The organism is Auraticoccus monumenti (assembly GCF_900101785.1).
GTDB lineage: Bacteria > Actinomycetota > Actinomycetes > Propionibacteriales > Propionibacteriaceae > Auraticoccus > Auraticoccus monumenti.
Map to the genome: position 1 here is coordinate 3,931,231 of NZ_LT629688.1, position 12,592 is coordinate 3,943,822.

The 12,592-nt window shown below is 74.6% G+C and carries 10 protein-coding genes; 2 read left to right on the plus strand and 8 right to left on the minus strand.

The window, feature by feature from the left end; translation table 11 throughout:
- Positions 1–136 precede the first annotated feature (136 nt).
- The 5 genes from BLT52_RS18175 to BLT52_RS18195 all read right to left on the minus strand — a co-directional run bounded on the left by BLT52_RS18175 (position 137) and on the right by BLT52_RS18195 (position 7,184).
- Positions 137–538 carry a DUF3040 domain-containing protein gene (locus BLT52_RS18175; RefSeq protein WP_090595493.1) on the minus strand — a complete coding sequence of 134 codons (402 nt, stop codon included), beginning with the start codon at positions 536–538 and terminating at the stop codon, positions 137–139.
- Positions 539–807: 269 nt separating this feature from the next.
- Positions 808–2,046: a DNA polymerase IV gene (gene dinB / locus BLT52_RS18180; RefSeq protein WP_231946384.1), complete on the minus strand. Its 1,239-nt coding sequence runs from the start codon at positions 2,044–2,046 to the stop codon at positions 808–810.
- A gap of 75 nt (positions 2,047–2,121) precedes the next feature.
- Complete coding sequence (locus BLT52_RS18185; RefSeq protein WP_090595495.1) at positions 2,122–2,838, minus strand: methyltransferase domain-containing protein; 717 nt, start codon at positions 2,836–2,838, stop codon at positions 2,122–2,124.
- Between the two features lie 84 nt (positions 2,839–2,922).
- Positions 2,923–6,840 (minus strand): DNA polymerase III subunit alpha, encoded by a 3,918-nt coding sequence (locus BLT52_RS18190; RefSeq protein WP_090595496.1) that lies wholly within the window; start codon positions 6,838–6,840, stop codon positions 2,923–2,925.
- On the minus strand, positions 6,840–7,184 hold the full coding sequence (locus BLT52_RS18195; protein WP_197679102.1) for a DUF6504 family protein: 345 nt from the start codon (positions 7,182–7,184) through the stop codon (positions 6,840–6,842). Before BLT52_RS18195 ends, BLT52_RS18190 begins: the two co-directional genes overlap by 1 nt.
- A 541-nt stretch (positions 7,185–7,725) precedes the next feature.
- On the opposite strand from BLT52_RS18195, the gene BLT52_RS18200 reads away from it, so the two are divergent.
- Entirely contained in the window at positions 7,726–8,022 is a 297-nt protein-coding gene (locus BLT52_RS18200) for an RNA polymerase sigma factor (protein ID WP_090595499.1), read from the plus strand.
- A 118-nt stretch (positions 8,023–8,140) separates the two neighbouring features.
- Entirely contained in the window at positions 8,141–9,874 is a 1,734-nt protein-coding gene (locus tag BLT52_RS18205) for an alpha-glucosidase (RefSeq protein WP_090595501.1), read from the plus strand.
- A 121-nt stretch (positions 9,875–9,995) separates the two neighbouring features.
- Here BLT52_RS18205 and BLT52_RS18210 read toward each other — a convergent pair whose 3' ends face one another.
- The 3 genes from BLT52_RS18210 to BLT52_RS18220 form a co-directional block, all read right to left on the minus strand.
- On the minus strand, positions 9,996–10,553 hold the full coding sequence (locus BLT52_RS18210; protein WP_197679103.1) for an NUDIX domain-containing protein: 558 nt from the start codon (positions 10,551–10,553) through the stop codon (positions 9,996–9,998).
- A 100-nt stretch (positions 10,554–10,653) separates the two neighbouring features.
- The gene (locus BLT52_RS21285; protein ID WP_090595502.1) at positions 10,654–11,238 is read right to left on the minus strand and encodes a DUF2087 domain-containing protein; all 585 of its coding nucleotides are present in this window, start codon (positions 11,236–11,238) and stop codon (positions 10,654–10,656) included.
- 34 nt (positions 11,239–11,272) lie between these two features.
- The gene (locus BLT52_RS18220) at positions 11,273–12,562 is read right to left on the minus strand and encodes an MFS transporter (protein WP_231946385.1); all 1,290 of its coding nucleotides are present in this window, start codon (positions 12,560–12,562) and stop codon (positions 11,273–11,275) included.
- Between the last annotated feature and the right edge of the window lie 30 nt (positions 12,563–12,592).

Genomic DNA, 12,592 nt, shown 5'->3' on the forward strand with positions numbered 1-12,592 from the left:
CCGCGTCAGCCGGGAGCCGTGGGCTGATCGGGGTCCGGGCGGCCTCGAGCAGATGACGCGGTGGTGGAAGGACCCGAGACGCAGGACGCCCCCGGACCATCGGTCCGGGGGCGTCCTCGAGCTCGGGTGCGGAGGCTCAGAGACCCTCGTCCTGGCGGCGACGCCAGCGCTCTTCCATCTTGTCCATGAAGCCTGCGCCACCGTTGCCGCTGCTGGACGAGCCAGGGGTGCGGCTGGGGTCGCGGCTGGGTTCTCCGGGGCCGGTGTCGGGCCCGGTCGGGCGCCAGCCCGTCACCGCGACGGCCACCGAGGCGGACATCAGGACGAAGCCGATCACGCTGACCCACCAGTAGGTCTGGAGGCCGGCGATGAGCAGCGCGACGCCGGCGAAGAAGCCGACTCCTGCGAGGGCAGCATGTCGCCCCTGCACGCCTCGTCGGCGGGTCCCACGCAGCGCGTTCGCGAGCTTGGGGTCCTCGGCCGCCAGGGCGGCCTCCATCTGCGCGAGGAGCCTTCGCTCTTCCTCGGAGAGGGCCATCCGTCACCTCCGGACGTGATCGGGGAACATCCCCATCGACCCATCAGCGGGTCGGGTGGCCAAGTCTAGGTGGCCGCGGGTCGCAAAGAAACTCAGGGTGGCTACCAGTTGGTCACGATCTGGTCAGCGACGGGCCACCGGTACTTCCGGGGACGGCCCGGGGAGGCGGGCCCGCACCCTGAGGGGCGGCAGGTGGACCGACCCGACGCCCCTCCGGACCGGCTGGGGAACCGACCAGGAGCTGCCGGGTCGCCCGGCGCGGGACGGGCTCAGTGCCGGCGGCCACGGTCGGAGGGGGCGGGCGCCGCCCCGCGGAGGTGGCCGTCGGACTCCTCCACCACACCGCGCCGCTCGCGCCGGGTCAGCACCGCCCGCTGGACCGCGCTGGGCCCGAAGCGGCGGGTGGCGGCGTCGATGGCCTGCTCGGCCTCGCGCCAGCCGTGGTCGGGCTCGGTCAGCTCGGGCTGGCGGTAGGCCTCGTCCCGGTCGACCAGACCCTCGACCCGGACCCCGACCCGTCGGATCCGGGCCCGCTGCAGCCCGAGCCGGGCGTGGATGGCCACCGCCTGGGCGTAGATCTCCTCCGTCACGTCGGTCGGGCTGGAGACGGTGGCCGACCGGGTGAGGGAGGTGAAGTCGGCGAAGCGGATCGAGACCGTCACGGTGCGGCCGAGGACCCCCGCCCGGCGCAGCCGTCCCGCGGTCCGGTCCGCCATCCGCAGCAGCTCACGGCGCACCAGCACCGGGTCGTCGATGTCGCGGGCGAAGGTCTGCTCGCTGCCGATGCTCCGCTCGGGAGGGCGGGCGACCACCACCCGCTCGTCGCGTCCCCAGGCCAGCCGGGCCAGGTGCACGCCGGCGTGCGGGCCGAAGGCCCGGCGCAGGGTCGACTCCGGGGTGTGGGCCAGCTCGCCCACCGTGGTCAGCCCGAGCCGGTGCAGCTTCTCGGCGGTCGCCTCCCCCACCCCCCACAGCCGCTCCACCGGCAGCGGGTGCAGGTACTCCACCACCTGGTCGGCGGCCACCTCGACCAGGCCGTCGGGCTTGGCCGAGCGGGAGGCCAGCTTGGCCACGAACTTGTTGGGCCCGATACCCACCGAGCAGGTGATCTGCTGCTCGTCGGCGACCACGGCGCGCAGCGTCTCCCCGATCTGGACCGCGCTGCCGAAGAGCCGCATCGAGCCCGTCACGTCGAGGAAGGCCTCGTCGATGGAGGCGGCCTCGACCACCGGGGTGAACTGGTCGAAGACCGCCATCACCGCCCGCGAGACCGCGGCGTAGGAGTCCATGTCGGGTGGGATGACCTCGGCCTGCGGGCTGAGCCGGCGGGCCTGGGTCATCGGCATCCCCGAGCGGACGCCCTGGGCGCGGGCCTCGTAGCTGGCCGACAGCACCACCCCGCGGGTCGAGCCGCCGACGATCATCGGCCGACCGATCAGGTCCGGGCGCCGGCGCAGCTCGACCGAGGCGTAGAAGGCGTCCATGTCGACGTGCAGGATCGTGCTCACCGCGCACCTCCGCCGGTGCGACCGGTCGGCCCGGTGCGGCGGGCGGCACCGGCAGGGCCGCCCGGGCGGGTCGGCTCAGCCGCGGATGGCGAAGACGTGCACCCAGGGCGCCAGCGAGGCGAAGGCCGGGTCCTGGCTGACCTCGCGCTCCAGGCGGAGCAGCTCCTCGAAGCGGTCCGGTCGCTCCAGGTGGCGCTCGGGCACCTGCTCGGAGACGGCGCCGATCCCGTGCACGTCCTGGACCGTCCAGCCGGCCCCGGTGAGCAGGTCCACGACACGGGCCCGGTCGAGCAGGTGCGGGTCGGCCCAGGTGCGGCGGGCGTGGGCGAAGTCACCGGCCACCGCCTGGCTGAGCACCACGGGGTGGCGCTGGGCGACGAGCAGGCTGAGCGCCCCGCGCTGGTCCAGGACCTCGGCGATGTCGGCCAGGGCCTGCCGGGGGTCGGGGAGCAGCTCCAGCACCCGGTGACAGAGCACCACGTCCACCGAGGAGGCCCCGAAGAGGCTGGAGAGGTCGGCGGTGTCGCCCTGGAGCCCGGTGATGTAGTCGGTCAGGTCGGCCTCGGCCGCCCGCCGCTGCAGCGCCGCCAGGGCGTCCGGGCTGGGGTCGACCACGGTGATCATGTGACCCCGCGTCGCCAGCGCCACCGCGAGCCCGCCGGTGCCGCCACCGATGTCCACCACGCTGGCCCCGGGCCGGTGGTCGCCGGTCAGCCAGTCGGCGAGCTGACCGTCCAGCAGGTCGGTGAGGAAGCTCTGCGCCACCGACCCGCGACGCCTCGACTCCGCCATCTGACCTCCTCGATCGCCTCGGCTCCAAACCGAGTGCGCCCCACCCTAGTTGCCCGGGGTCGGGTTCAGATCGGGTGACCGCGCTCACCGGCCCGAGCTCCCCGAGCTGGTGTGCCAGAGCTTGCGCAGCTGGCTGTCCGAGGACTCACCCGCCGGCTTGATGTCGGCGTAGGGCGACTGGCGGAAGCCGCTGGCGTGCACCAGCACCCGTCGCTGACCCATGCCACCGGCCCGGGAGCGGCCGTCGTCGTCGGCCGTCGTCGGCTCCTGCGCCTCCCGCTCCTGCTGCCAGGCGGTGCGGGACAGGTCGGGTGAGTCCGCGATCACGGCACGCACGGCGTCCAGGGCGGCCTCGGGGTCCGCGCCACCGAGCTGGGCCTCCTGCCAGACCTGGTGCAGCTGCTGCAGGTCCCAGCAGCCGGTGGCCCGCAGCGAGACCCCGCGCGGACCGGTGCGCCGCAGCACCCCGCGGACCACCAGCATCCAGGAGGAGAACACGGTGCCGGCGTAGTGGCCCTGGGCGTCCTCGAAGAAGGTGGCGTCCAGCGGTCCGGTGGAGTCGTCCAGGGTCAGGAAGACCACCCGGCGTCCCGACCGCACCGGCGGCGTCTGGGTGGCCACCTTGACCCCGGCCACCAGCAGCTCGCTGCGGCTGCGGGCCTTCAGCAGGTCGGCCGCGTCGCAGACCCCGAGCGCGATCAGCAGCGGGCGGTAGAACTCGACCACGTGCCGGGAGACGTCCAGGCCGAGGATGTTGAGCTCGGCCCGGACCCGCTCGGCCTCGGTGAGCTCCGGCAGCCCGGAGGCCACCAGGTGGGCGTCGGGGAAGCGGTCGGGCCCGGGGGCGGGGTCCAGCGCCTCCGGCTCCCCCTCCTCCGCCCACAGGGTGTCGGGGGCGTCCGAGGCCTCCTCGGGGTCGGTGAAGTCCAGCGGCAGCTGGACGTCCTGCTCCTGCACCTGCGCCGCCGCCCGGGACTGGCGGCCGGCCCGGGCCGCGGGGTCGCCGGCGGACAGCGCGGCGTGTGCCTGGGTGGGCAGGCTGGCCCGGCGCAGCCCCCGCGCCCGGCTGCGGGTCCGGGCGTCGGCGGAGTCGTTGCGCTGCAGGTCGGCCACGGCCAGCAGCAGGTCCCGCCGGGTCACCTTCTGGCGCCGGCGCACACCGAGGGTGGAGCCGATGCCGTAGAGGGAGTCGAAGCCCCCGGCCAGCACCAGCCGCTCGGCCACCGAGTGGCTGACCCGGGCCCGGAACCAGAAGTCCGAGACCGAGTGGTACGGCTGCCCGGCGATGATCGAGGCCACCTCGGACTCGGAGATGCCTGACACGTCGGCCAGCGAGATCCGGATCCCCCACGGCCGCCCGTCGGGCAGCCCGTCGCCGGGGGCCAGCCGCGAGGGCTGCCCCAGCACCGAGGGCGGCGGCTCGTCCAGCCGGCTCATCTGCTCCACCCGGTAGACGTCACGGCTCTCGTTGACGTCCAGCCCCAGGATCGCCACCCCGAGCCGCCGGGCCTCCTCCAGGATCAGCCGCTTGGGGTACATGCCCGGGTCGTGGGTGAGCACCCCGGCCAGGAAGTGCGCCGGCCAGTGGGCCTTCAGCCAGGCCGACTGGTAGGTGGGCAGGGCGAACGCCGCCGCGTGGGCCTTGCAGAACCCGAACGAGGCGAAGGCCTCCAGCACCGCCCAGATCCGGGCGATCACCGCCTCGTCGTAGCCGCGTCGCCGGGCCCGGTGCTCGAACCAGGCGCGGGTCTCGCGCTGGCCCTCGCGGTCGCCCAGGGCGCGGCGCTTCTCGTCCCCCTCGGCCAGGGTGCAGCCGGTCATCACGGAGATGATCTGGATCACCTGCTCGTGGAAGACCACCACGCCCCCGGTCGGGGCCAGGAACGGCTCCAGGTCCGGGTGGGGGTAGACCGGCTCGCGCCAGCCCTGGCGGGCCTCCAGGAAGGGGGTCACCATCTCGCTCTTGACCGGACCGGGCCGGAACAGCGAGATGTCGATGATGATGTCGTCGAAGGTGCTGGGCCCGAACTTGCCGACCAGCTCGCGCTGACCCGGGGACTCGATCTGGAAGCAGCCCAGCGTGGCCGCCTTGCCGATCATGTCGTAGGTGGGCTCGTCGTCGAAGGGGCTGAGCGCGTCCACGTCCACCTCGACGCCCTCGGTGCGGGAGATCTCGCTGACCGCGTGGGCCATCGAGGACTGCATCCGGATCCCCAGCAGGTCCAGCTTGAGGAAGCCCATCTCCTCCACGTCGTCCTTGTCGAACTGGCTCATCGGGAACCCGTCGTGGCTGGCCTCGACCGGGGTGCGGTCCAGCAGGGTGGCGTCGCTGAGCAGGATCCCGCAGGGGTGCAGGGCGACGTGCCGCGGCAGCCCGTCCAGGGACTCCACCAGGGAGAACAGCACCTCCAGCCGACGCTCCCCCAGCCCGGCGGCGCGGAGCTCGGGGAGGTCGCGCAGGGCCGCCCGGGCGTCGCGGGCGCGGACGTGGGGGAAGGCCTTGGCGATGGCGTCCACCTCGGCCGGGGGCAGGCTGAGCGCGGCCCCCACGTCGCGGACGGCGTGGCGGACCCGGTAGGTGTCCATCATCGCCACGCAGGCCACCCGCTCACCGCCGAAGGTGGCCAGCACCTGGCGGTAGATGTCGAGACGGCGGGCGGACTCCACGTCGAGGTCGATGTCGGGCAGGGCCTGGCGCAGCGGGGAGAGGAAGCGCTCCATCAGCAGGCCGTGGCGCAGCGGGTCGATGCCGGAGATGCCCAGCAGGTAGTTGACCAGGCTGCCGGCACCGGACCCGCGGGCCGCGCAGCGCACCCCCATCGCCTTGATCATGGTCACCACGTCGGCCACGGTGAGGAAGTAGGAGGCGTAACCCATCGAGGCGATGGTGGCCAGCTCGTCCTCCAGCCGCCGGCGGACCCGTTGGTCGGCGGAGCCGTAGCGCCCGGCCAGCCCGGCCTCGCAGCGGTCGCGCAGCACCTGCATGCCCAGCTCGCCCACCGGCGCACCGGAGCGCCGCACCCCCGAGGCGTCGACGTCCAGCACCTCCAGCTCGGGGAGGTGGACCGACCCCAGGCCGAGGTCGGCCCGCGGGTCGAGCCGGCAGCGCAGGGCCAGCTGGCGGGTGTCGGCCACCAGCCGCCCCGCCCCGCGCTCGTCGCGCCCGGCCCGGGCCGCCACCTCGTGCGCGACCTCCAGCATCTCCTTGCCGGTCTTGAGGTAGCCCTCGGCGTTGCGCCGGTCGACGTTGCGCGAGCTCAGCGGCACCAGCCGGCGGGCGGAGTCGAGGACGTCGAGGGTGGGGGCCAGCCGCCGCTCGGCCATCCGGACCGCGTTGGTCAGCACGACCGGGACCCGGTGGTGGTCGGCCATGGCGACCATCCGGGCGGCCTGGCTGAGGGAGCCGACCCCGCGACCGGGCATCCGGTGCGAGGTGGCGGCCAGCACCAGCTGACCGGGGGCCAGCCGCAGCCGCCACCGCCGCAGCGACTCCTCCGCCGCCCCGTCGCGCCCCTCGGCCACCAGCCGGCCGAGCTCGGAGTCCCCGCCCAGCAGCACCACCAGGTCCCCGGAGGCGGCGTGCTCGGCCAGCAGGGCCGTGCTGCACACCGGCTCCCCACGCTGACCGGAGAGGTGGGTGGCCGAGACCAGCCGGCAGAGCCGCCCCCAGCCGGCCGGGGAGGAGGCCAGCACCACCACCCGGGGCAGCCCGGCGTCGCGGACCGCGCCACCGCGCACCGGCTGGCGGGTCCGGGTGGCCTGCGGCGGGGCGTCCACCAGCTCGGGCGGGACGGCGAGGTCGACCCCCAGCACCGGTGCGATGCCGGTCTGCAGGCAGGCCCCGGCGAAGCGGACGGCGCCGTAGAGCCCGTCGCGGTCGGTGAGGGCGAGGGTGTCCATCTCGGCCTCGGCGGCCGCCCGCACCAGGGCGGCGGGGTGGGAGGCGCCGTGGCGCAGCGAGTAGCCCGAGGCGACCCGGAGGTGCACGAAGGGGTCGTCCATCAGTCGAGCACCGCCTGCAGCCGCCACCGGCCGTCGGACCAGCGGTGGGCCAGCTCGTAGACCCCCGGTTCACCGCGCTGGCCGCGCTGCTGCCAGCCGGCCTCCACGCGCCACACCTCCTCCTCCACGAGGAGGTCGCCGGCGGGCTCGGCGTCGGTGTCGTCGAGCTGCTCGCCGCGCGCGGACCGGACGTCGGCGGAGTCCCACCAGTCGACGGTCTGCACCCAGGACTCCTGCAGCTGGTGGACCAGCCACCGCCGCCCGCGCCACTCGAACTCGGCCGGCCCCTCCCGACCGGCGACCATCCCCCGGCGGACCTCGACGGGCTCATCACAACGACGCATGCGGCACACTTCCCCTGGCCTGAGCGGACCCCGGCGGGGCCCACGACTGAACTGCTGCTCGACCCGGTGAAGAGACCGGCCTCGCCGCGGGTGGGGGTCGAGGTCCACCCGCGTCGAGGCCGGTCGGTCATGGGCGCTCGCGAAGCACCCATGAGTTCGGAGAGGGATCCAGGTCTTCCCCAAGCACTGAATCGAACTCGTGTTCGAACAGGACCCACTATAGGTCGCGCCTCGGACAGTTCGTCAAGACAGCCTGTGGATCCGCCCCGGACCGGGTGGCCGCCCCACCGCTGGGTGGGGCGTCGCCGGATGGGTAGCATCACGGTGCTGTCACACAGCTCGCCGGAGAGCCGGAGTAGCCGCGGACCAGAGCCGCTACCCGCAGGGCCCCCCGCCCCGGCTCCGGATGCGCACCGAGACGCCGAGGAACGAGAGGCACCTCGATGACGACCCCTCCCCCTGTCCCCATGCCCTCCACCTGCCGCGGCACCTCCCCCGCACCACCTCCGCCCCGACGGCGACCTCCGACCCGGTCCCGCCGGTGAGCGCCAGCGACGAGCGGGTGACCGCCGTGGTCGCGGTCCTGCACGAGCAGCGGGGGGTGCCCGTCCTGGCCGACCTGTACGACCTCACCAGCCCGGCCGTCTACGCCTGGGCCCTCGACCACGCCCCGCCCCCGCTGGCCGAGCAGATCGTCGTGGAGACCTACACCGACCTCTGGACCGGGGCGGGCACCTACCGGCCCGGGGTGTCGGGGTGGTGCTGGGTGACGGCCCACGCGCTCGTCGTCCTGCGTCGTCACCACCCGCCGACCGGCAAGGACGACCCCGTCCCCTGACCACGGGGACCCGGGGCGGTCCTGGCGGCACCGGCTCCGACGAGGTCGCCGGACCCCACCGGTCGCCACCCCCGAGCCGGGTCCGATCCTGTCAGCGGCCGCTGGCAGGATTCCCGGCATGAGCGACGACGCGACCCGCACCGACGACCAGGCGGCCTGGTGGCGCTCGGCGGTGGTCTACCAGATCTACCCCCGCAGCTTCGCCGACTCCGACGGCGACGGCATCGGTGACCTGGGTGGGATCACCGCCCGGCTGGACCACCTGCAGACCCTCGGGGTGGACGTGCTCTGGCTCTCCCCGGTCCACCGCTCGCCCCAGGCCGACAACGGCTACGACATCAGCGACTACCAGGACATCGACCCGCTCTTCGGTGACCTGGCGCAGCTCGACGCCCTGCTCGACGGCGTGCACGAGCGCGGCATCAGGCTGCTGATGGACCTGGTGGTCAACCACACCTCCGACGAGCACCCGTGGTTCCTGGAGTCCCGCTCCTCCAGGGAGAACCCGAAGCGCGACTGGTACGTCTGGCGCGACGCCCGCCCCGGCACCACACCCGGGGAGCCGGGGGCCGAGCCCAACAACTGGGGGTCCTTCTTCTCCGGTCCCGCGTGGCACCTGGACGAGAGGACCGGTCAGTACTACCTGCACCTGTTCGACCGCAAGCAGCCCGACCTCAACTGGGAGAACCCCGAGGTCCGGGCCGCGGTCCACGAGATGATGCGGTGGTGGCTGGACCGCGGGGTCGACGGCTTCCGGATGGACGTCATCAACTTCATCTCCAAGGTGCCCGGCCTCCCCGACGCCCCGACCGCCCCCGGGCAGCAGCACGGCAACGCCTTCGCCCTCTTCGCCGACGGACCGCGGATCCACGAGTTCCTGGCCGAGATGACCCGGGAGGTGTTCGCCGGACGCGAGGGCCAGTTCCTCACCGTCGGCGAGATGCCCGGGGTCACCCCCGAGGAGGCGGTCCGCTACACCGACCCCGCCCGCGGCGAGGTCGACATGGTGTTCCAGTTCGAGCACGTCTCCCTCGACACCGACCCGCTGGACAAGTTCGCCTGGCGCGGGGTGGAGCTGGTCACCCTCAAGCGGTCGCTGCACCGCTGGCAGGACGCCCTGGCCGAGCGCGGCTGGAACAGCCTGTACTGGAACAACCACGACCAGCCCCGGGTGGTCTCCCGCTTCGGCGACGACGACCCGCAGTGGCGGGAGGCCTCGGCCAAGGCCCTGGGCACGGTGCTGCACGGGCTCCGCGGGACGCCCTACGTCTACCAGGGCGAGGAGCTGGGGATGACCAACTTCCCCTTCACCTCCGCCGACCAGCACCGCGACGTCGAGGCGGTCAACTACCACGCCCGCGTGCTCGAGCAGGGTCTGGACGAGGAGGCCGCGCTGGCCGGGATGGCCCGGGTCGGCCGGGACAACGCCCGCACCCCGGTGCAGTGGGACGACTCCCCGCACGCCGGGTTCACCACCGGCGAGCCGTGGCTGCCGGTCAACCCCAACCACACCTGGCTGAACGCCGCCGCCCAGGCCGAGGACCCCACCTCGGTGCTGCACCACTACCGCGCCCTGATCCGGCTGCGGCACGAGCTGGCGGTGCTGGCCGAGGGCCGGACCACGCTGCTGCTGCCCGACGACCCCACGCTGTGGGTCTACACCCGCGAGCACGCCGGCGAGCGGTTGCTGGTGGCGGTCAACTGCGGCCGCGAGCCCCGCGAGCTGGAGGTCGACGACACCTGGGTCGGGGCCGGGCTGGTGCTGGGCAACCTGCCCGGGACGCCGGAGGTGCTGGGCTCCGCGGGGCTGAGGCTGGGTGGGTGGGACGCCCGGATGTACCTGCGTCGCTGAGACGCCGACGGTCGCGCCCGGGGTCCGGCAGCGCGACGAGCGGCCCGTGCGCGCTCGCGGCGTCGACGCCGCCCCGGTCGGGCGGTGCACGCGTCCACCGGTTCCCGACGGCTCCGACGGCTCAGCCGTGGGTGAGCAGCCGGGTCAGCCGCTCGGCGACCGAGCCGGCCAGCGGGACCGGGAGGGCGTCGACCTCGAACCAGGCCACGTCCTCGCTCTCCTCGCTGGTCACCGGCACCGCGCCCTCGGGCGCGACGACGAGGAAGGCGACGTCCCAGTGCGCCCGGCACCGGCCGAAGGCCCCCGAGAGCTCGTGGCGGTCCAGGTCCAGCACGCCCTCGACCAGCCGGAGCCCCTCGATCCCGCCCTCCTCCACCCCCTCACGCAGCGCGGCGGCGCCCAGGTCGCGGTCCGCGGGTTCGAGGTGGCCGCCCAGCTGCACCCAGAACCGGCCCTTGCGGTGGGAGCAGAGCAGCACCCGGCGCCGGTCGGCGCTGACCACGTAGCAGCTCGCGGTCAGGTGCTCCGGGCCGCCGTCGCGCCGCAGCGCCGCCGGACCCTCCCGCTCGAGCCAGCGCAGGTAGCCCCGACGCAGGTCGTCCTGCGACCGGTCCGCCGGCGCCCAGGTGGTCAGGACGTGCTGCACCGACGTCCACAGCGGGTCCCGGTCGGCGTCCACCCGGGAACCCTAGCCACCGACCCCACCGTCAGAACGTGCTCCTGGTGACCCGACCCCGTATCCGGGCTGACGGGCGCTGGGGCGCGGGTCCTGACCGACCTCACCCCGGGCGGACCGGATCAGCGCGGCGGTAGACCAGGGCCGCGTCGCGGGTCACCAGCCGGTGGTCGACCAGCAGCCGACGCAGGGTGGCCGGGTCACCGACGTCGACCAGCAGCCGGTTCACCTCGCCCTCGGCCAGGTCGCGCCCGCCCGGCAGCAGGGTGACCAGCGCCGCGGCCAGCTCGGCCTGGTCGGCCCACCGGTCGGGCACCCGGACCAGACGCCCGCGACGGAACCACCGGGCGAGACCGGGGGTGGCGGCCAGGGCCGGGGCGATCGGCAGCGCCGCCGCCACCGCCTCCGCCGCACGGTCCACCACGGTGGGGTCGGCGGTCAGCGTGGTGCCGTCGAGCCGCAGCAGACCGGAGTCCCGCATCCGGCCGGCGGTCTCCAGCACCGTCCGCACCGGCAGCCCGGTCCTCAGCGCCGCCTCGGCCAGCGAGCAGGAGTGCGGGAGGGCGGCACGTCCGACGACCGCGCCGAGCAGCTGCAGCCGGGTCGGGTCCTGGAGGGCGCGCAGCACCTCCAGCGCGTCGGTCAGCGTGGCACGGGCCAGCATGGTGGGGGCCGGGTCTCGGGTCATCGGTGGTCCTCTCCTCGAGCGCCACCGTGGCAGGTCACCGGGAAGCCGCCGACCCGGTTTCCGGGGACGGTCCCTCCGGCGACGGGCCCTCGGGGGTGATGGGCGCGGCAGGCGAGGGCTCGGCCGCACCCGGCACCCCCGGGGGCATCCGCAGCGCCAGCACCGAGCCGAGCACGAAGATGGCCGACCCCACCCCGAAGGCCAGCGGGTAGGACCCCTGGTCCGCGATCCACCCGGCCAGCAGCGGACCCACGATGGCGCCCAGGTCGCTGACCATCGAGAAGACCGCGACCGGCGTCCCGCTCCGCCCGCCGGCGGCGTCCCCGACCGCGGCCGCCGGGGCGGTGCCGAGCAGCGCCGCACCGATCCCGTACACCGCCAGCGCGGCGATCAGCACCCACACGTTCCCGGCGAAGGACACCCCGGTCATCGCCGCAGCGGCGACGAGCCCACCGGCCACCATCGCCGGGCGACGTCCGACGGTGTCCACGAAGCGCCCGACCGGGGCCAGCGCGGCGGTCTGGACCACCGCCGAGACGGCGAAGGCGATCCCGGTCCAGCTGGGGTCGCGACCCAGCGCGCCGACCACCAGCAGCGGCACCAGCGCCGAGCGCACCCCGAACGACGTCCAGCCCTGGGCCAGACCGGCCACCAGGGCCGCCTGGTAGCGAGGGTCGGCCAGCACCACGCTCATCGGGCGGACGTCGTCGCCGGAGGCGGTCGAGCGGTCGCGGCCGGAGGAGCGCAGCACCACCAGCCCGATCATCCCGGCCACGGTGAGGGTGGCGGAGTAGAACCAGAAGGGTGCGGTGAGGGAGATCCCGGCGAGCACGCCGCCGATGGCCGGACCGGCCATGCCGCCCAGCAGGAAGCCGCCCTGGAAGAACCCGGCGGCCCGCCCGCGCAGCGCCGCCGGCACCGTGTTCAGCAGCAGGGTCATCGACGACACGGTGAACATCGCCGAGCCGAGACCACCCACCCCGCGCAGCACCAGGAAGGGCCAGTAGGCGGGGGCCAGGGCCGCCGCCGCGGTCGAGGCGGCCACCACCAGCACCCCCACCACCAGCACCGGACGCTCCCCGAACCGGTCGATCAGCGGACCCACCGCAGGGGCGGCCACCAGCCGGGCCAGCGCGAAGGCGGAGATCACCGCCGAGGCCTCGAAGGTGCCGACCCCGAAGCTCTGCGCGTAGACCGGCAGCACCGGCACCATCACCCCGAACCCGACGGCCACCGCGAAGGCGATCGCCCCCAGCACCAGCACGCTGCGCGGCAGCTCGTTGCGACGCCGCAGCCAGTCCCCCACCGACCTCGTCACGACCACCGGGCCATCCTGCCGCACCCACGGCCTCCG